Source organism: Rhizobium vallis (assembly GCF_003985155.1).
Lineage (GTDB): Bacteria > Pseudomonadota > Alphaproteobacteria > Rhizobiales > Rhizobiaceae > Rhizobium > Rhizobium vallis.
Genome location: NZ_ML133691.1, coordinates 121158 through 139994, shown reverse-complemented (window position 1 = coordinate 139994; position 18837 = coordinate 121158). Strand labels below are relative to the sequence as shown.

The following is an 18837-nucleotide window of genomic DNA, read 5'->3' as shown; positions in this document are numbered from 1 at the left end:
AGGGCGCGCTGGCACACGAGCCCGGTCTTTTCGCTCAATTTGGCTCGCGTTCGGGATGCGCCCTGACGAAATCACAAAATGGCTTACTGCAGTTGAATATATTCGAACCCGCGACCCGCTCTTGACGCCTCTGATCCAAAAAAACAAAAACTCGGCGACGTAGCGGGGAAAGCTCGGTGGCCAATGCTGGGCTCGGGGGTTGGCCGCCTATCTGGAACAATTGCAAGGGCCACGAGTTAATGGTTCAGTCGGGCGTAAGCGTAATCGGAGCGCGGCGCTCTCCCCATCCCTCGGGTATCCGAGGTTGCTTCCAGCCTTCGAGCTGTGACGCGGGGTTCGAATCCCTGCCCCGACCCCCAACTTCGATATCAACGAACAAAGCCCGGCGATTTCTCGTCGGGCGTTATTCTTCAGTCAATTGTGTAGACGGCGGCATTGCCCTGGCGCTCGCGCATTGCACGAGGCGTGTCGCAGCTTTCCATCGTGTGTCCAGAGGCGGTACTCAGTCTCGGCGATGAGCGTCGGCTGCACCCAAACCAAGTTCTTCCGCCGACCCCGATCGAGAGTGGTTTCTCCCCCGGAACAAGGATTTCTCAAACGGGTTTTCCTAGCAGTGACCCGGTCTGTTCGAGGTGAACTGACCGGGTTTCCGGTAGAGGCACGCTCATGGTCGAGGACAGAAATATCATCCGAAAGCGCAAATGGCTTGCCACGGTGCGGGGTATTGTCACGCACAGCGTCGGCGGCCCTGAAGTAGATCAGGCTCCATGTGATATGCTGCTTGGCAACGCCATTCTTCGTGTCGCTAGGTTGGATCAGTCTGTTTGCAGCACGGCGGCTGCGACAGTCACACTGGACGGCATTAAGCTTGATTGCGAAGATTGCAGGCGGCTCGCCCTGAAATACGGAGACCGTCTCGAAGTGCGCGAGTAACGACATCCTACCCGCTATCCGTCCGGAGGTATCGACGTGGACTAGGCGTAGATTTTATCACCAAATGGTGCTATTTAAGACGTCAGAATAAGGATAAAAAATAATGCGATCGACTATCAATCTCGACGACACTCTCATGGAAAGGGCCAGGTCTCTGACTGGCACAAAAGAAACCGCGGCTCTCGTCCGCCAAGCGTTGGAGACGCTTGTCCGAGTAGAGTCCGGGAAACGCCTCATCGCGCTCGGCGGAACTATGCCCGATGCAGAGGCAGCTCCGCGTCGCCGGCGCGCGGCGGCCAAGTGATACTGGCAGACACTTCTATATGGATCGATCATTTTCGCCATTTTGAGGCGGAGCTTCGGACGATCATTGAGGACGATCGCCTACTCTGCCATCCGGCGGTGGTAGGCGAACTGGCACTTGGCAGCCTTCGAGATCGCGAGCGTGTGATAACGTTTCTGGCAGCCCAGCGCCAAGCATTCGTCGCAACGCACGACGAAGTAATGACAATGATCGACCGTCACGGCATTTTCAGTATGGGCATCGGCTATACAGATGCCCACTTGCTCGCCTCGATACTGCTTGATCGGCGAGCGGCATTATGGACCAGGGACAAGCGTCTGCGGGCAGCGGCCGAAAAGGCAGGCGCTTCATTGCATAAGCCGCGCAGCTAAACACCGAAATAATGCTTCCGAATTTTCGGATTTTTCCGATCTCTCGCCCTTGAAGGGACTTGAACCATATCACGCTATTCCCTCGTGCGGCATATCGTTGATTTAGACGTTTCTCTCGCCGCTTGCCAATCTCTGGTCAGAGGACGACTCGTCCTCCCGTCGCGGCTGATCGCTTCACGGCCTCGATGACCTTCAATGTCTCCAAGCCTTCACGACCGCTCACTAATGGAGCTTCCTCGCCACGAATAACGCTGCAGAACTGACGGATCTGCATGACGAGCGGGTCCTCGTTTTCGAACGGAGCTCTGTCACGCTCAAATGCCTCGGTCCAGCTTCGCTTTTCGGCATTGCTCCATATTTCCAACGACGGCACGGCCAGAGATCCGTGTGTTCCGCCGATCATGTAGCAAGTCTCTTCGGTTTTCGGGTAAGCGGGATTTTCTCCCGTCGTCATCTCCCAACTCCACGGCGCGACAACGGAATCGGCGACGGAAGCAGTGCCGAGAACACCATTTTTGAACTCGATGAGGATGACCGCGGTTTCCTCGACGGCGTTGCGGCGCACTGCATTGGATTCACGGGCCTGCACGGCGCTTATGTCGCCGCAAAGAAAGCGGAGGTTGTCGATGTCGTGAATAAGGTTGAGGAAGACCGGCCCGGCTCCACGCTCTCGCCGCCACGGGATGTCGAAGTACTCGTCCGGCTTGAACAGCCAGAACATCGCATTCACGATCAGGATCCGACCGAGCGTCCCGCTGTCGATGATCTCCTTCGCCTTCTGCATCATCGGATTATGCCGGCGGTGATGTCCCGTCAGCAGCGCGACGCCTTTGGCTTCCGCCATTTGCACAAGCTTCTCGCCAGCAGCGATGTCGTCCGCGATCGGCTTTTCAACCAGCGCCGGTACACCGGCCGCTACGGCTTCCAACCCATTCTGGACATGCACCTGGTTGGGCGTCGCGATGATGACGCCGTCGGGGCGCTCTGACATCGTCATGTCGGCAAAACTGGGGAACCATCTGACACCAGCCTCACTAGCGATCGCTTGGCCGACTGGCGAGGGATCCACCACGGCCATCAGCTCCGCGGCCGGCTCTTTCATCACGTGCTTGACATGACGCTTGCCGATGAGCCCCGCCCCAAGGACCGCTAGCTTGACCCGGTTCGCCACCGCCATCAGTCCTTCTTCTCGGTCTTGAGCATGGTCGCAACTCTGCGGATGCCGAGTTGGTAGCCCTCGGTGCCAAGACCCGCGATGACACCGTCGGCCCGGTGGGACACGAAGGAATGGTGGCGAAAACTCTCGCGCTTGTGGACGTTGGAGATATGGATCTCGATGACGGGGCCCTCGAAGGTATTCAGCGCGTCGAGGATGGCGAGCGAAGTATGAGTGAATGCGGCCGGGTTGATGACGATGCCAGCGCCGTCCTCGCGCGCTTCGTGGATCCAGTCGATGATCTCGTATTCGCGATTGCTTTGATGGAAACGGATCTCGTGTCCCAGTTCCGACGCCAACTTTCGGCAGTCCGCCTCAACGTCAACCAATGTCTCGTGCCCGTAGATATGCGGCTGGCGCTTGCCGAGAAGGTTCAGGTTTGGGCCGTTGAGAACGTAGATGAGGCTCATTGCAATTGTCCTTGTTAGGCGTTGCCGGATCAGGCCAACGCTATTTCCTGAAGCGCGAAGTTTGGGTCGGATTCGTAGAGATCTGCGCGAAGCCCGAGCCGGCCCGTTTCCAGTGCGGATGCTGCGACGTCACGCGCAGCTTCGAGCACCGATTTCAGTAGCTCCCTTTTGACCTCCGGGGGACGGCCGGGGGCCATGCGCACGATTATCTGCACAAAGTGATTGTCGGGATGCTCGTCCCCGACGCAGGAGATGGTGGCTTCTCTAGCGAACGTGCGGACCACGGTTGGCTTGACCAGCCCTCCGTCGCGGACCCGGCGATGAACCGCGCGGGTCAGTTCATCGATGGCGACGCGTTCTGCGGCACCTCGGCTGTAGTCGATGATAATATGCGGCATGGCTTAGTTCCCCCGATCAGGCTGCCACTCGGCACAGATCGTCGAAATGGCGCGACATTCGTTCCGTGTCGGGCGATAGGCCTGTGAAAAGCTCGAAGGCTGCGGCCGCTTGGAACACGGTCATTCCTCCCCCGGGAAGCGTTCGGCACCCCTTCTGCGTCGCCAACGCAAGGAGCTCGGTCACCAACGGCATATAGACGATATCCGCCACCCAATGATGCCGCTCTATCCAATCGGGATCGATCGGAAGTCCCGGATGGCTTCGCATACCCGTCGGCGTGGCGTGGATCAGGCCGTCTGCGGTGGCGAGCGCAGCGCCGACGTCTTTGACCGGCCTCGCGACCTCTCCTGAAAATCTCTCGTTGAGCTGTTCGGCAAGAGTTGAGGCGCGGCGCTCGTCCTGATCAAAGATCGAGAGATTTTCTATGCCGACTTTCACAGCCGCGTGCGCGACGGCCACACCAGCACCGCCAGCGCCAAGCAGAACTGCATGAGTCTTCGCGACACCGGGCAATCCGCGCTCGAAATTCTTGTAGAAGCCATACCAGTCGGTGTTGTGTCCGACCCGCTCGCCGTTCTGAAACACGACTGTGTTAACGGCTCCAAGCATCTCAGCATCTTCGGACAGGCGCGTTAGGTGAGCCAGCACGGTCTGTTTGCATGGGTGGGTGATGTTGGTTCCCGCAAAGCTGCGGCTTTCCAGTTCGTCCAGAAGATCCGGCAGCGCGGAAGGCGGCAAGCCGCGCGCCGCCAGGTCCACGAGCTCGTACTTGTAATCAAGTCCCAGGTGGCGCCCTTCCGCTTCATGGAGCGCCGGCGACTTTGACATCTGGATGTCGGCGCCAATTAGACCGACCAGGTATTTGTTGTTGTCCATGTTTCTGACCGATCAGTGATGCGCAAGGATTTCGCCGAGAAACGCCTTCGTCCGGTCATGCCTGGGATTTTTAAAGAAGGTTTCCGGCTCCGCCTCCTCTATGATCTCTCCGGAAGCCATGAAGATGACCCTGTCAGCGACTTGCCGGGCAAAGCCCATTTCATGGGTCACGCAGATCATTGTCATGCCGTCTCGTGCGAGGCCGATCATGGTGTCGAGAACCTCTTTGACCATTTCGGGGTCCAAGGCGGACGTGGGCTCGTCGAAAAGCATGGCTTTTGGCTCCATGCACAGGGCGCGCGCGATGGCGACGCGCTGCTGCTGCCCGCCGCTGAGTTGGGCTGGATACTTTTCCGCCTGATCAAGGATGCGGACGCGCTCGAGATACTTTCGCGCCAGCTTCTCTGCGTCGGCACGGCTTGCGCCCCGCACCCTCATCGGTGCGAGCGCGCAGTTTTGCAGGACGGTCATGTGCGGAAACAGATTGAAGTTCTGGAAAACCATTCCGACTTCACGTCGAATAGCGTCGACAGCCTTGGTGGTGCCGTCCAGCAGTTGGCCTTCGACCACGATCTTGCCGTCCTGAATCAATTCAAGAGCGTTGATGCAACGGATCAAGGTGGACTTGCCGGAACCGGACGGTCCGCAAAGGACGATCTTCTCTCCCTTGCGAACTGACAGATTGATGTTCTTCAGGGCGTGGAAGGAGCCGTACCATTTCTCCACTTTATCAAGGGATATCAAGGTCGACTGATCGTTGGGGGAAGTGAGCACGGCGCCCTCCATTTATGCTTTACTTGACCGTAAACGGGATGTTCGGGATGGATTCGGGGAACTTGGGAAGATCGATTGCCATCCACTTCTTGGTGATGGCTGCGAGTTCGCCATTACCCTTGATCTTGTCGAGGAAGGCATTGACGGCCTCGTTCCAGTCCTTCTCGCCCAGTCGCGTTCCGACGCCGTTGTAAGTCGTCAGGAAGTCGATCTTACGCTCGTAGGTGCCGGCGCTGGCGGCATCGAGCCGCTGTCCGTAGAACATGTTGCCTCCGACGGCCTTGACCTGTCCCGAGACCAGCGCCTGAATAGTTGCGGCGTCATCGTCGAAGCGGCGAATGGTGGCCGTCGATCCGACCGCGTCGGTCACGGCCTTGTCCTGCGAGCTGGACTTCGGCACGCCGATTTCCCAACTCGCCACGTCCGCCGGCGTTTTCACGGCGTCGGCCTTGGCGGCATAGAGCGAAATCGTGTTGGCCGCATAAGGCTTGCTGTACTGGATCGCCTTGGCGCGCTCTTCCGTCATCGCCATCGTGGCGAAGAGAATGTCGACCTTGCCGGTCGTCAGCGCGGGAATACGGTTCGCGACCGCGAGTGGTTGGAACTGGACTTTCACGCCGAGTTCCTTGGCGAACAGCGTCGCCACGTCGGCGTCAAAGCCGTCCTGTTTGCCACTCGAGTTCACAAAGCCCCAAGGCGCGTTGTCGCCTTGGATGCCCACTACGAGCATTCCCTTCGACTTAATCTCCTCGACAGATGCCGCGGTGGCTGCCGCGGCGCCAACGGAGGCGAAGGTAGCGGTCGCCAGCGCTAGACCCAAAAATTTCCTGCGATTGGTATTCATTGCACTTCCTCCTCTTGTGCTGTTTGCTTCTTCCCGAAGCAGGGTTAGCGGGCAGCTTTTGCCATCCGTTTCTCGAGGCCGCTTCCGACATGGGAGAGAGGCCAGCAAATCATGAAGTAGATTATTCCGACGATCCCGAAGACGAGCAGCGGGCGGTAGGTCTGGTTCGATATGATCTGGCCAGCGCGGGTCAGCTCGATGAAGCCCACGATCGCCGCAAGCGACGTCCCCTTGATGAGCTGCACAAGAAAGCCGATGGTCGCAGGCATCGAGATCTTCAAAGCCTGCGGCAGAACCACGTCCTTCATTCGGGAGACGTAATGCAGACCAAGAGCGTTCGCGGCTTCGGTCTGCCCTTTGGGGACGGCTTCAATCGAGCCGCGCCATATCTCGCCGAGGAAGGCGCTCGCGTGAAGAGTGAACGCGATCGCGACAGCGACCGAGGCGTTGACGTCGATGCCAAGCAAGGCAACGCCGTAGTAGACGACAAAGAGCTGCATCAGGAGCGGCGTGCCTTGGAAGAGCGCGATGTAGCCAGATGATGCAAGCCGGGCGAACGGATACTTCGACGTGCGCACAAGCGCGATCAAAATGCCGAACACGCCTCCGCCAATGAAACCGATGATCGCCAGCAATACGGTCCATTTCAGACCCTGCAGGATGAAGAGCAGCTCGTTTTCGCCGATGGGACCCATGAGCGCCTCCTATCGAGTCGGATAGTTGAAGTAGGAACGGGAGATCAGAGCGAAGATTCCCATCATCAGGCTTGAGATGACCAGGTAGATTGCGGTCACCGTGAAGTAGACTTCGAAGCTTCGGAACGTGTCTGACTCGATGCGTTGCGCCGCGGATGTCAGCTCATACGCGGCGATCGAGGTGCACACCGACGTGGTCAAGGTCAGCATCACGAATTGGCTCGTCAAAGACGGGTAGATCGCTCGCAGTGCCGGCTTGAGAACGATGAGGCGGAAGACGTCGGCCTTGTGCAGCCCGAGCGCAAAACCAGCTTCGATCTGTCCCTTGCTTATGCTCTCAACGCCCCCGCGGATGATCTCGATGGCGTAGGCGCCGCCGTTGATCCCCAGCGCGATGATCGCGGTGACCGTCGGATTCAGGCGGATGCCCATAAGCGGGAGGGCGAAGTAGATGAAGAAGATCTGCACCAGGAACGGCGTGTTGCGGACGACTTCGACGAACGCGATGACCGGACTGCGAACCCACGCGATCTTCGACGTTCTCGCAGCAACGCCCAGGATTCCGATCACGAGAGCAAGCAGCATCCCGGCGAAGGCGAGACCCAACGATCCGAGCGAACCCCATAACAATTCCGGGGCGCGGTCGAAGACCGCACCAAAATCAAACGTGTAACCCATGTGTTGGCTTCCTCCACTCGGCGCGGCTCTCGCCCCGCCGGCGCCGGGATCACTGACCCGGCTTAAATATTCGTACGGCCCCTTCGAACAGGCGTTTCAAATGCTCCTCCGCGTCTGCCGAGCCTGAAAGAGGTACTTCGACCGAGACCGATGCGGCCCCGGCTATTGCGACCAGTTCGCCCAAGGGCAATTCCCCCTCGCCGGGGGCAAGGCGTTTGCCTCGGGCCTCTGCGATCATGGCCTCGGCTGTGCTCGGGGCAGGTCCGGCGACGTCGCACAACTGGACGTGTTTGACCCTGTCGATCTCGGCGCGCAGCAACGTCAACGTTCCGCCGTTCCTGAAGAAATGCACTCCGTCGACGAGCGCGCCGGCATTGGACGCGCCGCTCGATTTCACGAGATTGACGCTGTCAGCGAACGTTCTGATCGTCCGCCAACCCATGTTCTCGATATCGACCGCTAATCCGTAGCCGCTTGCAAGGCCGCAGAATTCGGTGAAGTTCGACTGCAGCCTGCTCTGTTCCGGATCGTCGCCGCACACGCTTAGACGCTTGGCCCCGATATTGGCAGCCGCAGCCAATATGGGTTCCAGAGACGAGGCGTTGAACGAGGGGTCGATGACAAAGAACTCGATGTCGAAGACCTCGAGCGCTTCGCCGCGCAGTACGGCTTTCAATTCTTCCGCCGCGTGGCCGCCGACGGGAAGCTCGTAGTAGGGCGCTCCGGGGAAGGCCGGATTCAGCCTCAGCCCAATTCTGGAAAAGCCTGCCCCGGCTGCGACCTTCGCAAAATCGCTCGGCTCCAGGGAGATGGCGGAGAAGTGCGCTACGCCAATCTGTTGCTCTGATTTTCCAGGCGCCACCATCACACGATCCCTTTCGTCGCGAGATGATTTCGAAGGTTCGTCCCAGTGCGGTGGATGTGCTGTCGCAGTTTGTCGGTGGCGTATTCGATATCCCGCGCGACCGCTCCTTGCGCAATCTCGCTGTGCTCTTGGCCGACGTTTCGGTCGCCGGAAGTTCTTATGAGGAAGGCCCGGCGGTACCGGTCATTGAGGTTCAGCAAGAGGCCGCAAAAATGCAACAGAAGCGGTTTGCCGCAACCGGAAATGAGCGTGAGATGGAATTCCCGGTGAAGAGCTTCCCATAGCTCCAATGTCTCAGGCCGCGAGGCATCCCGATCCGTGCGGTTCAGGCGATGGAGCGAGCGCATTATATTGCTCTCCCACTCGACATCGCCGATACGCATGGATTCCCGCAGCGCGAAGACTTCGAGCTCTTCGCGGAGCGTCGTGATTTCTTCCAGATTCGCCAGCGAGATCGGAGCAACGCGATAGCCGCGGTTGTCCTGAAACTCCACCAGGCCGTCGGAGATGAGGCGGGCAAGTCCCTCCCTCAGAGGGCTGAGGCTGACGTTGAATGTGCGGCGCGCCTTATCGAGATTGATCTTGCTGCCGGCCTCCAGCTCGCCAGAAATGATCGCCTCGCGCAGACGCGACGCCAACTGACTTCCGATAGTGTTCTTGCCATCATCGGCAAAACCCGCGGACGCTGTCTCCTCGTCTGTCATTGGCGCAGAGGCGCTGTCGTCGGTCGAGCTCATCCCTGCTCCCTGGCAATCTTGATCAATTGTCGATGATCGATATAATAAACGATTATCTGCGTCAACAAAAAATGCAAATGAGCCGGTCTTGTTAGCTATGGTCTGTTTGCTTTGCGATTTTAAATTAACAATAGCAATATATTAGCCTGATGAAAGGCTAATTTCCTCCCGGCTGGCGGGAAAAGTCGTCGTAACATTCCTTGACAGATAATCGATTATTTTTATAGTCGGCGCCAATGGGAGGTAGCCCTATGGCCATAAAAACCGAAAGCGATCTGACGCCTGCCGTCCTCGCGGTGATGAACAAAACCGAGGATCCGCGTCTTCGCGAGATTCTCGTAGCGATGGTGAAGCATCTCCATGCATTCGTGCGGGAGGTGAGATTGTCCGAAGTCGAGTTCCGCGAGACTACGGCGATCCTAAACGAAATCGGACAACTGCAGACGGACAGCCACAACGAGTTTGTTCTTATGGCCGGATCTCTCGGCGTATCCTCGCTGGTTTGCCTCTTGAACAACGGCGACAGCGGCCAGACGGAGACGTCGCAGTCTCTTCTCGGGCCGTTCTGGCGTCTGAACTCTCCCCGTGTCGAAAACGGCGGTACGATCATCCGCTCCGACACGCCAGGCACGCCACTCTATGTCCGCGCCAAGGTGGTAGACCGGGACGGCAGGCCGATCGCGGGGGCCGAGGTCGACGTTTGGCATGCTTCTCCAGTCGGGCTCTATGAAAATCAGGATCCCGATCAGGCTGAGATGAACCTTCGGGGCAAGTTCACCACGGACGCGGACGGCCGCTTCTGGTTCAATACCGTGAAGATGGTCGGATACCCGATCCCAGTCGACGGCGTCGTCGGCCGACTGCTAAAGGTGCAGGGACGTCACCCGTACCGACCAGCGCATCTTCACGCCCTGATCTTCAAGCAGGGATACAAGACGTTGATTTCCCAGGTCTTCGATCCAAGCGATCCGAACATCGATTCCGACGTTCAGTTTGGAGTGACCGCAGCCCTGACCGGCGACTTCGTCCGCCATGACGAACCGCATCCGTCCGAGCCGGGCGTCGACGGCCCCTGGTTCTCGCTCGACTACACCTACGTCATGGAGCCCGGCGAAGCCGTGCTGCCGCGTCCACCAATCAAATAATCAACGACAGAGCCGAACCATGATCACAGAACTGGAACGCCGAGAGGCGGCCAACGCCCTTTTGAAGGCAGAAATCGACCGCAAGCCGATCGTTCAACCGAGCAAGACCTATCCCGGTCTGGAGCTTGAAGACGCCTACAAAATTCAAGCGCTCTGGGCGGAGGCTCGCACTGCGAAGGGTGCTCGGGTCGTAGGCCACAAGATCGGCCTTACGTCGCGCGCGATGCAGATGGCATCCAAGATGACCGAGCCCGACTATGGTGTCATCCTCGACGACGCCCTCTACAACGACGGAGCGCAGATCAAGGCGGAACTCTTTATCAAGCCCCGCCTTGAAGTCGAGCTCGCCTTTGTGATGGGCGAGGATCTCGAGGGGCCCGGAACGCGGATCTACGACGTGATGAGGGCGACTGAATTCGTAGTCCCGGCTCTCGAGATCATCGACTATCGCACCGAGGTTCCAAGAGCGATCACCGACACGATCGCTGACAATGCCGCCTTTGGAGCAATCGTTGTTGGGGGGCGCATCATTCGTCCGATGGACATCGACATCCGCTGGGTGGGCGCCACCCTCTCGAAGAACGGCATTATCGAGGAATCCGGTGTTTCTGCAGCGATCATGGGCCATCCGGCAGCCGGGATCGCCTGGCTGGTAAACAAGCTGTACGCAGTGGGCGGCGGTTTGAAAAAGGGACAGATCGTGCTGGCCGGCTCTTTCACCCGCCCTGTGGACATCGCCCAGGGCGACGTGATCCAGGCCGACTACGGCCCCGTGGGGTCTATCGGCGTCTCGTTCGTGTGAGGATCTAATGGAACTCCCCGTCAACAGGTTCAAGCGAAAACTCCTGGCCGGTCAAAGTCAGATCGGATTGTGGTGCGGCCTTCCGGGCAGCTATGCAGTGGAAATCGTCGCACCGTCCGGTTTCGACTGGCTGCTTTTCGATACCGAGCATTCTCCCAGCGACGTCCTCACTGTACTTCCACAGTTGCAGGCGGTCGCGCCGTACGACGTCGCCCCCGTGGTACGCCCGGCCTTCAACGACCCTGTATTGATCAAGCGCTTTCTGGATATCGGCGTCCAGACGCTTCTCATTCCATATGTGCAGAATGAACAGGAGGCGAAGGCGGCCGTGGCAGCCGCGCGTTACGCACCACGAGGTATCCGCGGCGTATCCGCCCTCACCCGCGCCACCCGTTTCGGGCGCGTGCCGAACTACGCGCAGACCGCCGAGCAGGAGATCTGCCTCTTGCTGCAGATCGAAACAGGAGAGGCGCTCGATCAGCTTGAAGCCATTGCAGGAGTCGATGGAGTCGACGGGATCTTCATCGGTCCGGCGGACCTCGCAGCCAGCCTCGGCTATCCCGGCCAACCGGGACATCCTGCGGTAGTCTCGGCAATCGAGAATGCGATCGAGCGCTTGAAAGCCGTCGGTAAACCGTCGGGCATCTTGACGGCTGACGAGAAGTTTGCGGCTCGCTGCATTGCGCAGGGAACGCTGTTTACGGCAGTTGGAGTCGATGTTGCCCTCCTTGCCAGAGGATCGGAAGCACTTGCATCCAGGTTTTCGCGCTAGGGAGGCACAGCATGTTTAATTTGGAGCAGGTCCGGTCGGAGATAGCGCCGGCTGGAACCGTTAGGGCCGCCGTCAACATGTCGAACGCAGCGTTGATCCGCTGGGACGAAGACGCAGGCGCCTTGGTGGGCCCGAGCGCGGAAATTGCGGATAGGATCGCCCACGAACTCGATCGTGGGCTTTCCCTGATACAATACGGATCGGCCGCGGACATTCTTTCCGCTGCGGACGGCGGTGAGTGGGACATCGCCTTCATCGCGTCTGACCCATCAAGAACCGATCGCTTCAGCTTCTCGCCTCCCTACATCTCCGTCGAGGCCACCTACCTGCTTCCAGAGGGTTCGCCCTACCGGACGGCGGAGGAAGTGGATTGCAATGGAATCCGTATCGCTTCCGCGCGGAGCGCCGCCTATACGAAACAGCTTGAACGAACCCTCAAACGAGCAACAGTGTTGCATGTCGACAGCCCCGCGGCGGCACTCGACTGTCTCGCCGAGCGAGAATGCGACGCGGCGGCTGGGCTGACCGAATTCCTCGTCAACGCCTCGGAGCGGATGGAAGGCTTCCGGGTGTTAGATGGAGTGTTTTCGCGAATTCCTCAGACGATCGCGGTCCACAAACGGGCCACTAACGCCTCGCTCTTCTTCGCGGATTTCGTGCGGCGGCTCGATGGCGCGGATGTCGGAAGCCTGCCGTAGTAGAAGCCGCCCTCAGGGTGCAAAGATCGGCGAGGAACTGCTCGCAGCTTCAAGCTCCCTCGCACTGGATTTCAGCCAAGGGAGGATCTCATTCATACGGTCGTCGCTAAGGCGCATCGTGGGACCGGCCACACTCAAGGTGCCGATCGGAGAGTGGGTGGCCCTTCGAACGATGATGACCGCCATCGCAGTCGTTCCCAGCGCGTAGCTGTCGCGAACGCTTGCGTAGACTTTTTGTCTCGCGTCATCGAGCATGGCTGAGAGCTGCTCGAACGTCTCGGGCGCGCCGCACCAGCGCAGGAAAGGTTGGCCTGCCCGCGCAAAAACGAACGGTCGGATCGGCAGGATACCGGGGCTAACAATGGTCAGAACGCCACCGAGATAGGGCAAGGATAAACAGGATAGTTGGTCGATCCCTGATCGTTCAAGCTGCAGCCGGATGGAATTTCATGGCCACGCCGTTCATGCAGTAGCGCAGACCGGTCGGCTTCGGCCCGTCGTCGAAGACATGTCCCAGATGCCCGCCGCAACGGCTGCAGTGCACTTCGTTGCGCACCATGCCGAGGGTCGTGTCGCGCGACGTCGCCACCGCGCCATCGAGCGGCGCCCAGAAGCTCGGCCAGCCCGTGCCGCTCTCGAACTTGGTGGTCGAGGAAAAAAGCTCTTGATCGCAGCCGGCACAGGCGAAATTGCCTTTTCCATGTTCGTTCAATAAAACGCTCGTAAACGGGCGTTCGGTCCCTTCTTCCCTGAGCACAGCATATTGGTCCGGCGTCAGGATCTTGCGCCATTCGTCATCGCTATGGACGACAGCAAAGATCCCGGCCGCCCTTGCCGCCGTCACGCCGTTCCCCAGTCGCAGACCAATACCGCCAAGAGCAGCGGTGATAAGCATTCGTCGTCTGTTCAACATCGCACTGTTCTCCTTCGGCGGATAAGCCGCCGGCTCGCAGAACATCCACGCTCCCATCACTTGCGGCGGCATGTCCCGTCGCTATGAATTACGGAAGTGGATATCGCCTTGTTACACATATGCCGGTGAGAACACCGAAACGTGATCTGCCGTCATTCCGCCAAGGGCTGCGCAATTGGAGGTCTTCAATCGCCAGGTCCTGGCAGATGTTGCCGCGATGCCTCGACCGGCATGACACCTGCCTCCTTGGTGGTTGTTCCACCCAGAAAATGCGCGGCACATCAAAAGATGCATGGAATCATGGATCTAGCCGGGACTCGCAAAACGCGCATTCGCATCGGGCTAAGCTATTGAAAATAGATTCGTTTCGACTCGGAACGAATCGCCGCCGAATCACTTGAATCGCTGGAGTTGCGTCGGAGTAATGGTGCCATGGCGGGTCCAAGAGCGAATTGGAAGGGGTACATCAAGTTCGGAGAGGTTTCCTGCCCGGTGGCGCTCTATACGGCTGCCTCGTCGTCGGAGCGCATCGCCTTCAACACCCTCAATCGCAAGACCGGCAACCGCGTCAGACGGGAGTTCGTCGACAGCGAAACCGGCGATCCGGTCGAGCGCGAGGCCCAGGTTAAGGGATACGAGGTCGAGAATGGCCAATATATCGTGCTCGAGCCTGAAGAGGTCGCCGCCGCCGTGCCCGAAAGCAACAAGACCCTGAAGATTGAGGCCTTCATCCCCTGCTCGCAGATCGACACCACCTATTTCGACAAACCCTATTATCTCGCGCCCGACAAGATGGGCGCGGATGCCTTCCTGCTCCTGCGCGACGGCATGAAAAAAGAAGGGGTCGCCGCAATCGCCCAGACCGTGCTCTTCCGCCGGATGCGCACGGTCCTCATTCGGCCATATGGCAAGGGGCTGATCGCCTCGACGCTGAACTTCGACTACGAGGTCCGCTCGTCCGACAAGGCATTCGAAGAGATGCCGGATCTCAAGATAGAAGGGGAAATGCTCGAACTTGCCGAACACATTATCGGCACCAAGAAGGGCAGCTTTAATGCCAGCACCTTCCACGATCGCTATGAGGCTGCCGTCGCCGAACTGGTGAAAGCCAAGATCGAAGGCCGCACACTGCCGAAGAAGAAGGCTCCCATCGCCTCCAAGCCGACCGATCTGTTGCAGGCACTGCGCGAGAGCGCCGGCATCGCAGGAAAGGAAGCAAAACCAAAACGCACGGCCGCCAACGCCAACCGGAGCGCCGGGCGCCAGAAGGCGGCAAATCCGGCCGCGAAATCGAAGCCGGCGGCGACGCCCGCCCGCCGTGTCAGCTGATGGAAGGATGACGCCATGGGTCTGCGTCCCTATTGGAGAGGCTATCTCAAACTCTCGCTGGTTACTTGTCCGGTGCAGATGATGCCGGCCACATCGGAAAGCGAGAAGGTCCGTTTCCACACGCTCAATCGCCAAACCCAGAACCGCGTGGTCAGCCATTATGTCGATTCCGTCACCGGCAAGGACGTGAAGGAAGAGGACGAGGTCAAAGGCTATCAGCGTGGCGAGGATGAGTATGTTATCCTCGAAGACGAGGAGCTCGAGAACGTGGCGCTCGAGAGCACGAAGACGATCGACATTTCCACATTCGCGCCGCGCGACAGCATCGAGTGGATTTGGCTCGACACGCCCTATTATCTTTCTCCGAGCGATCCGGTCGGGCAGGAAGCGTTTTCTGTCATTCGCGACGCGATGGAGGCCCAGAACATGGTGGGCATATCCCGGCTGGTAATCTCGCGCCGCGAGCGGGCCGTCATGCTTGAGCCGCGCGGCAAGGGTATTGTTCTATGGACTTTGCGTTATGGGGATGAGGTCCGCGATGAGGATAGCTATTTCGAGGCGATCGGCGATGAAATGGCAGACTCGGAGATGATGCCGCTGATCCAGCAACTGATCACAAGGCAGACGAAGGATTGGAGCCCGGAAATGGTGGCCGACCCAGTCCAGGAGCGGCTGCTCGACATCATCGCCACCAAGAAGAAAGCGCTGAAGAAGCCGATCAAGGCTAAAGGCAAACCTGCGCCATCGGTTCCGCCGGGCAACGTGGTTAACATTATGGATGCCCTGAAAAAATCCGTCGCCGCCGAGAAGCGGGCCGGCAAATGAGCCGTCGCACCAAACCGCTGCTGCAGGACGATCCGGTCGCCAAGTCCAAGCCGTCCCGGCCGCGCGATCCCGCGCAGCCCAATCTTCCCTTCGATCCGATGCCCGACAGGATCGAGCCCTGTCTGGCGCTCCTGAAAAAAGTTCCGCCGAAAGGGCCGGATTGGTCCTTCGAGGTGAAGTGGGACGGCTACCGCCTGGCGATCCACATCGAGCCGAAGGGCGTGCGGATCATCACCCGCGGCGGCCATGACTGGACGCACCGGTTCCCGGTGATCGCCGAAGCAGCCAAAAAGCTCGGCGTCGGAAGTGCCATCCTCGATGGCGAGGCCGTCGTGCTTGATAACAAGGGTCATGCGGATTTCGGGGCGCTGCAGCGGTCGCTAGGCGGACGCGGCGGCAAGCGAGCATCGACGGAGTCGGTATTTCTGGCGTTCGATCTTCTTTATTTCGACGGCCACACTCTGACCGGAATGGAGCTTTCCGCCCGCCGGCACATGCTGGAGGATTTTCTCGATGGCGCCACTGGCGCGATCCAGCTGTCGGAGGAAGTCTTTGGCGACGGCGCGGTTCTCCTGGAACAGGCCTGCTCGTTGGGGCTCGAAGGCATCATCGCCAAGCATCGGGATCAGCCTTATCGCTCCGGCCGCACCGGCGACTGGCTGAAGATCAAATGTGTGCAGAGCGAGAGCTTCATGATCGTCGGCTATGAGCAATCGACAGTCGCGCGCGGCGGCTTGGGGAGCCTTCTGCTTGCCGCTCGCAACGGGCACGACTGGGTCTATGTCGGCTCCGTTGGAACGGGATTCGACACGAAGGACGCCGAGTACCTAAGAACCACCCTGGACAAGCTAACGACCAGGCGGCCGGCCGTGCCGCTCAAGGGCAAGAACCTGGTCTTCGCGCAACCGACCCTGATCGCCGAGGTAGAGTTTGCCGGTTGGACGGATGACGGCAGCTTACGTCACCCATCCTATAAGGGGCTCCGCGAGGTTCAAGACAATGCGGCAGTCTTTGACATCAGCGAACGGCGGATGCGCTAAAGCACATCCAACCCCCGACCGTGGCAGCCGAAGCACGAAGGGACTGCTGACCCTGATCATGCAGCCCTGAACCGCACATCACTTCTCGTCGTAGCGACCTGGCCGGTGGAGTCGTTGAGCCGAAATTGGTTGACGAGGTCGCGCAGTCTGCTCGCCTCACTCGACAAGGACGCGGCCGCGGCCGTCGACTGTTCGACCATCGCCGCGTTCTGTTGAGTGGACTGATCCATATGATTGACTGCTGTGTTGATCTCGGCAAGGCCCGTAGACTGTTCGCGGGCGGATGTCGCGATCGCCGACATCAGTTGATTGATCTGAGCCACATGATCGCCGATCGACTTCAGCGACTGGCCGGTCTCAAGGACCAGTTTCACGCCAGTGCCGACCTCGATAGACGACTTTTCGATCAGGCCTTTGATTTCCTTCGCCGCGGTTGCTGCGCGCTGTGCGAGCTCGCGAACCTCCTGAGCGACAACCGCAAAGCCTTTACCGGCTTCTCCGGCCCGGGCTGCCTCGACGCCGGCGTTCAGCGCCAGGAGGTTTGTCTGGAAAGCGATTTCGTCGATTACACCAATGATATTGGAGATCTGCTCCGAGCTGTTCTCGATGCGCCTCATAGCCTGTTCGGCTTCAGACACGACGGCAGCGGACCGTTCGGCGCTGACGTTCGCCTCCTGCGCGACATTGCGAGCTTCGTCGGTTCGCTTGGAGGCGGTGGTAACATTGGCGGTAATCTCGTCGAGCGCTGCTGCCGTCTCCTCCAGAGAGGCGGCCTGCTGCTCCGTGCGCTTGGAAAGATCTTGCGCACCGGACGCGATTTCGCGCGTTCCGTTGTCGATGCTGTGCACCGTTTGCAGTACTGCGCCGATCGCCGTACCAAGCTGTTTGAGCGACGTGTTGAAATCCTCGCGCAACTGCTCGTATTCCGCAGCGAAAGGCTCCGCCAGCTGAAAAGAGACGTCGCCGCCTGCCAGACGTCTCAGTCCGTCACCCAGCGTGGTCGTCGCGAACCGCAATTGTTGCGCTTCTCGGTCGGCACGCTCCTGTACTGCTGCACGAGCGGCCTCTGACTGGCTTCGTGATGCCGAGGCCTCCTGCTCCAAGCGAAGGACATTTATGGCGTTCTGCCGGAACACTTCAACCGCTGCCGCCATCGCGCCGATCTCGTCGGCGCGGCCGGCATAGGGGATCTCATTTTGCAGATCGCCGTCGGACAAGATCTTCATGGCGGAGGCGATGCGGCGGATCGGGTTTGCGATGCCGAGCACGGCGAATATCGTTCCGACCAAGGCGACTAGAACTGCAAGAGTTGCAATTATTGCTGTAATTATAAACGCACTGCTCGCGGCGGCGCTGCTTGACGCCACGAACGTCTCGGTCTGGCTCAAAATGAAGGCCACGAGCTCTGCAATCTTCTGACTGACGAGATCGGATTGCGGCTCCATACTTTCCCGGAAGAAGCTGGCCGCCTCGGCGCCCTTTCCGCTGTCTTGTAGTTGGGCCATGCGTGCGGCCAGTTCGGCGTATTTTTTAAGTTCCGAGTTGACCTGGTTGATCAGCTCGCGACCCCGCTCGGTACGGACGTCTTTTACATATTCATCGACCGCGCTTTTGACCGCGGAATTCGCGTCGGCGACCAGCTTCGCGTCAGAGGTTTGCTTTTCTGGTGACGCCTCCAACAGGTAGCGCGCGTAAGCCAGCTTCAAATCGGAGAAATTCCCCTCGATATCCCTGGCCGTGATCAGGCGTTTCACCCAGAAGCCGCCAATTTGCTGCGTATTGTCGTTCAGCGTCGAGATCGTGCTGAGGGAACTGTAAGATAAGACGACGACGAAGGCACAGATGACGGACAAAACGCCAATAAGGGCCTGCTTGACACTCGGGCGCTTCATTCGGGTCTCCAGCTCCTGAGGGCGACCACGCGGGTCGAGTAGTGCCAGAATTTGCCCGATTTGCTAATTTAGAATTAACTTTGTTTGTTTCCGCCCTCCCTGGCTTGGAGATTTGTCTTGCTTACAAACGACACATAGAAAAACTCCTAGGCATGCTATCCAGGGTGGCTCGGATGGCACACTCGCAGCGAATCAAATCAGCACGCGGCCGTTGGGCGAAGTGTTCGTTCGACGTGGCAGAATCGCGTCACAATCGATGAGAAGTGCCGTCCAAGCTTCGATTTGCTGATGTCTCGGTCAGCCTGGATGGCCGGAGCAA

General features: G+C 59.1%; 23 protein-coding genes and 1 pseudogene. 10 read left to right on the top strand and 14 right to left on the bottom strand.

Annotated elements, in window-relative coordinates; all coding sequences use genetic code 11:
- Window positions 1–410: 410 nt before the first annotated feature.
- Window positions 411–555, bottom strand: a pseudogene (locus tag EFQ99_RS35585) (ATP dependent DNA ligase); the annotation flags it as partial.
- Window positions 556–666: 111 nt separating this feature from the next.
- On the opposite strand from EFQ99_RS35585, the gene EFQ99_RS18510 reads away from it, so the two are divergent.
- From EFQ99_RS18510 to EFQ99_RS18500, 3 genes are all read left to right on the top strand, one after another.
- Window positions 667–933 (top strand): hypothetical protein, encoded by a 267-nt coding sequence (locus tag EFQ99_RS18510; protein ID WP_126922440.1) that lies wholly within the window; start codon window positions 667–669, stop codon window positions 931–933.
- 103 nt (window positions 934–1036) lie between these two features.
- Window positions 1037–1237: a type II toxin-antitoxin system VapB family antitoxin gene (locus tag EFQ99_RS18505; RefSeq protein WP_112977447.1), complete on the top strand. Its 201-nt coding sequence runs from the start codon at window positions 1037–1039 to the stop codon at window positions 1235–1237.
- On the top strand, window positions 1234–1608 hold the full coding sequence (locus tag EFQ99_RS18500) for a type II toxin-antitoxin system VapC family toxin (RefSeq protein WP_126922439.1): 375 nt from the start codon (window positions 1234–1236) through the stop codon (window positions 1606–1608). The genes EFQ99_RS18505 and EFQ99_RS18500 overlap by 4 nt, the downstream gene beginning before the upstream one ends.
- Before the next feature lie 136 nt (window positions 1609–1744).
- Here the strand turns inward: EFQ99_RS18500 and EFQ99_RS18495 are convergent, their stop codons facing one another.
- The 10 genes from EFQ99_RS18495 to EFQ99_RS18450 are packed head-to-tail and all read right to left on the bottom strand — an operon-like array spanning window position 1745 to window position 9102.
- Window positions 1745–2779, bottom strand: a complete 1035-nt coding sequence (locus EFQ99_RS18495; protein WP_126922808.1) for a Gfo/Idh/MocA family protein — start codon at window positions 2777–2779, stop codon at window positions 1745–1747.
- Between the two features lie 5 nt (window positions 2780–2784).
- The gene (gene aroQ, locus EFQ99_RS18490; RefSeq protein ID WP_126922438.1) at window positions 2785–3234 is read right to left on the bottom strand and encodes a type II 3-dehydroquinate dehydratase; all 450 of its coding nucleotides are present in this window, start codon (window positions 3232–3234) and stop codon (window positions 2785–2787) included.
- Window positions 3235–3263: 29 nt separating this feature from the next.
- Window positions 3264–3632 (bottom strand): 5-carboxymethyl-2-hydroxymuconate Delta-isomerase, encoded by a 369-nt coding sequence (locus EFQ99_RS18485; RefSeq protein WP_126922437.1) that lies wholly within the window; start codon window positions 3630–3632, stop codon window positions 3264–3266.
- 16 nt (window positions 3633–3648) lie between these two features.
- The gene (locus EFQ99_RS18480) at window positions 3649–4509 is read right to left on the bottom strand and encodes a shikimate dehydrogenase (RefSeq protein WP_126922436.1); all 861 of its coding nucleotides are present in this window, start codon (window positions 4507–4509) and stop codon (window positions 3649–3651) included.
- 12 nt (window positions 4510–4521) lie between these two features.
- A complete protein-coding gene (locus tag EFQ99_RS18475; protein WP_126922435.1) occupies window positions 4522–5295 on the bottom strand; it encodes an amino acid ABC transporter ATP-binding protein in 774 nt (257 codons plus the stop codon).
- Between the two features lie 7 nt (window positions 5296–5302).
- The gene (locus tag EFQ99_RS18470; RefSeq protein WP_126922434.1) at window positions 5303–6127 is read right to left on the bottom strand and encodes a transporter substrate-binding domain-containing protein; all 825 of its coding nucleotides are present in this window, start codon (window positions 6125–6127) and stop codon (window positions 5303–5305) included.
- A gap of 44 nt (window positions 6128–6171) precedes the next feature.
- Complete coding sequence (locus EFQ99_RS18465; protein WP_126922433.1) at window positions 6172–6822, bottom strand: amino acid ABC transporter permease; 651 nt, start codon at window positions 6820–6822, stop codon at window positions 6172–6174.
- A gap of 9 nt (window positions 6823–6831) precedes the next feature.
- Window positions 6832–7500, bottom strand: a complete 669-nt coding sequence (locus EFQ99_RS18460; RefSeq protein ID WP_126922432.1) for an amino acid ABC transporter permease — start codon at window positions 7498–7500, stop codon at window positions 6832–6834.
- Between the two features lie 49 nt (window positions 7501–7549).
- Window positions 7550–8365 (bottom strand): sugar phosphate isomerase/epimerase family protein, encoded by an 816-nt coding sequence (locus tag EFQ99_RS18455; RefSeq protein ID WP_126922431.1) that lies wholly within the window; start codon window positions 8363–8365, stop codon window positions 7550–7552.
- Window positions 8365–9102, bottom strand: a complete 738-nt coding sequence (locus tag EFQ99_RS18450; protein ID WP_126922430.1) for a GntR family transcriptional regulator — start codon at window positions 9100–9102, stop codon at window positions 8365–8367. The genes EFQ99_RS18455 and EFQ99_RS18450 overlap by 1 nt, the downstream gene beginning before the upstream one ends.
- Before the next feature lie 251 nt (window positions 9103–9353).
- On the opposite strand from EFQ99_RS18450, the gene EFQ99_RS18445 reads away from it, so the two are divergent.
- The 4 genes from EFQ99_RS18445 to EFQ99_RS18430 are packed head-to-tail and all read left to right on the top strand — an operon-like array spanning window position 9354 to window position 12519.
- A complete protein-coding gene (locus EFQ99_RS18445; RefSeq protein ID WP_126922429.1) occupies window positions 9354–10247 on the top strand; it encodes a dioxygenase family protein in 894 nt (297 codons plus the stop codon).
- Between the two features lie 19 nt (window positions 10248–10266).
- On the top strand, window positions 10267–11049 hold the full coding sequence (gene hpaH, locus EFQ99_RS18440; protein ID WP_126922428.1) for a 2-oxo-hept-4-ene-1,7-dioate hydratase: 783 nt from the start codon (window positions 10267–10269) through the stop codon (window positions 11047–11049).
- A 7-nt stretch (window positions 11050–11056) separates the two neighbouring features.
- A complete protein-coding gene (gene hpaI / locus EFQ99_RS18435) occupies window positions 11057–11821 on the top strand; it encodes a 4-hydroxy-2-oxoheptanedioate aldolase (RefSeq protein WP_126922427.1) in 765 nt (254 codons plus the stop codon).
- Between the two features lie 11 nt (window positions 11822–11832).
- The gene (locus EFQ99_RS18430; protein WP_126922426.1) at window positions 11833–12519 is read left to right on the top strand and encodes a transporter substrate-binding domain-containing protein; all 687 of its coding nucleotides are present in this window, start codon (window positions 11833–11835) and stop codon (window positions 12517–12519) included.
- Between the two features lie 12 nt (window positions 12520–12531).
- Here EFQ99_RS18430 and EFQ99_RS35580 read toward each other — a convergent pair whose 3' ends face one another.
- Window positions 12532–12819, bottom strand: a complete 288-nt coding sequence (locus EFQ99_RS35580) for an IclR family transcriptional regulator domain-containing protein (protein ID WP_281024251.1) — start codon at window positions 12817–12819, stop codon at window positions 12532–12534.
- A 124-nt stretch (window positions 12820–12943) separates the two neighbouring features.
- Window positions 12944–13432: a peptide-methionine (R)-S-oxide reductase MsrB gene (gene msrB, locus EFQ99_RS18420; RefSeq protein WP_126922806.1), complete on the bottom strand. Its 489-nt coding sequence runs from the start codon at window positions 13430–13432 to the stop codon at window positions 12944–12946.
- 432 nt (window positions 13433–13864) lie between these two features.
- On the opposite strand from msrB, the gene ku (EFQ99_RS18415) reads away from it, so the two are divergent.
- The 3 genes from ku (EFQ99_RS18415) to ligD are packed head-to-tail and all read left to right on the top strand — an operon-like array spanning window position 13865 to window position 16626.
- Window positions 13865–14761, top strand: coding sequence for a non-homologous end joining protein Ku (gene ku / locus EFQ99_RS18415; RefSeq protein WP_126922424.1), 897 nt, complete (start codon window positions 13865–13867; stop codon window positions 14759–14761).
- A gap of 15 nt (window positions 14762–14776) precedes the next feature.
- Window positions 14777–15586, top strand: a complete 810-nt coding sequence (gene ku / locus EFQ99_RS18410; RefSeq protein WP_126922423.1) for a non-homologous end joining protein Ku — start codon at window positions 14777–14779, stop codon at window positions 15584–15586.
- Complete coding sequence (gene ligD, locus EFQ99_RS18405; RefSeq protein ID WP_126922422.1) at window positions 15583–16626, top strand: non-homologous end-joining DNA ligase; 1044 nt, start codon at window positions 15583–15585, stop codon at window positions 16624–16626. Before ku (EFQ99_RS18410) ends, ligD begins: the two co-directional genes overlap by 4 nt.
- A 56-nt stretch (window positions 16627–16682) precedes the next feature.
- Here ligD and EFQ99_RS18400 read toward each other — a convergent pair whose 3' ends face one another.
- Entirely contained in the window at window positions 16683–18518 is a 1836-nt protein-coding gene (locus EFQ99_RS18400) for a HAMP domain-containing methyl-accepting chemotaxis protein (RefSeq protein WP_126922421.1), read from the bottom strand.
- Window positions 18519–18837 lie beyond the last annotated feature (319 nt).

What these genes read in the sequence shown, in the direction of transcription:
- EFQ99_RS18465 (WP_126922433.1), bottom strand. Translation starts at nt 6,822, where the DNA reads ATGGGTCCCATCGGCGAAAACGAGCTGCTCTTCATCCTGCAGGGTCTG.
- EFQ99_RS18400 (WP_126922421.1), bottom strand. Translation starts at nt 18,518, where the DNA reads ATGAAGCGCCCGAGTGTCAAGCAGGCCCTTATTGGCGTTTTGTCCGTC.
- EFQ99_RS18470 (WP_126922434.1), bottom strand. Translation starts at nt 6,127, where the DNA reads ATGAATACCAATCGCAGGAAATTTTTGGGTCTAGCGCTGGCGACCGCT.
- ku (WP_126922424.1), top strand. Translation starts at nt 13,865, where the DNA reads ATGGCGGGTCCAAGAGCGAATTGGAAGGGGTACATCAAGTTCGGAGAG.
- EFQ99_RS18455 (WP_126922431.1), bottom strand. Translation starts at nt 8,365, where the DNA reads ATGGTGGCGCCTGGAAAATCAGAGCAACAGATTGGCGTAGCGCACTTC.
- EFQ99_RS18505 (WP_112977447.1), top strand. Translation starts at nt 1,037, where the DNA reads ATGCGATCGACTATCAATCTCGACGACACTCTCATGGAAAGGGCCAGG.
- hpaI (WP_126922427.1), top strand. Translation starts at nt 11,057, where the DNA reads ATGGAACTCCCCGTCAACAGGTTCAAGCGAAAACTCCTGGCCGGTCAA.
- msrB (WP_126922806.1), bottom strand. Translation starts at nt 13,432, where the DNA reads ATGTTGAACAGACGACGAATGCTTATCACCGCTGCTCTTGGCGGTATT.
- EFQ99_RS18475 (WP_126922435.1), bottom strand. Translation starts at nt 5,295, where the DNA reads ATGGAGGGCGCCGTGCTCACTTCCCCCAACGATCAGTCGACCTTGATA.
- EFQ99_RS18480 (WP_126922436.1), bottom strand. Translation starts at nt 4,509, where the DNA reads ATGGACAACAACAAATACCTGGTCGGTCTAATTGGCGCCGACATCCAG.
- EFQ99_RS18510 (WP_126922440.1), top strand. Translation starts at nt 667, where the DNA reads ATGGTCGAGGACAGAAATATCATCCGAAAGCGCAAATGGCTTGCCACG.
- ku (WP_126922423.1), top strand. Translation starts at nt 14,777, where the DNA reads ATGGGTCTGCGTCCCTATTGGAGAGGCTATCTCAAACTCTCGCTGGTT.
- EFQ99_RS18450 (WP_126922430.1), bottom strand. Translation starts at nt 9,102, where the DNA reads ATGAGCTCGACCGACGACAGCGCCTCTGCGCCAATGACAGACGAGGAG.
- EFQ99_RS18430 (WP_126922426.1), top strand. Translation starts at nt 11,833, where the DNA reads ATGTTTAATTTGGAGCAGGTCCGGTCGGAGATAGCGCCGGCTGGAACC.
- EFQ99_RS18445 (WP_126922429.1), top strand. Translation starts at nt 9,354, where the DNA reads ATGGCCATAAAAACCGAAAGCGATCTGACGCCTGCCGTCCTCGCGGTG.
- EFQ99_RS18485 (WP_126922437.1), bottom strand. Translation starts at nt 3,632, where the DNA reads ATGCCGCATATTATCATCGACTACAGCCGAGGTGCCGCAGAACGCGTC.
- hpaH (WP_126922428.1), top strand. Translation starts at nt 10,267, where the DNA reads ATGATCACAGAACTGGAACGCCGAGAGGCGGCCAACGCCCTTTTGAAG.
- ligD (WP_126922422.1), top strand. Translation starts at nt 15,583, where the DNA reads ATGAGCCGTCGCACCAAACCGCTGCTGCAGGACGATCCGGTCGCCAAG.
- aroQ (WP_126922438.1), bottom strand. Translation starts at nt 3,234, where the DNA reads ATGAGCCTCATCTACGTTCTCAACGGCCCAAACCTGAACCTTCTCGGC.
- EFQ99_RS18460 (WP_126922432.1), bottom strand. Translation starts at nt 7,500, where the DNA reads ATGGGTTACACGTTTGATTTTGGTGCGGTCTTCGACCGCGCCCCGGAA.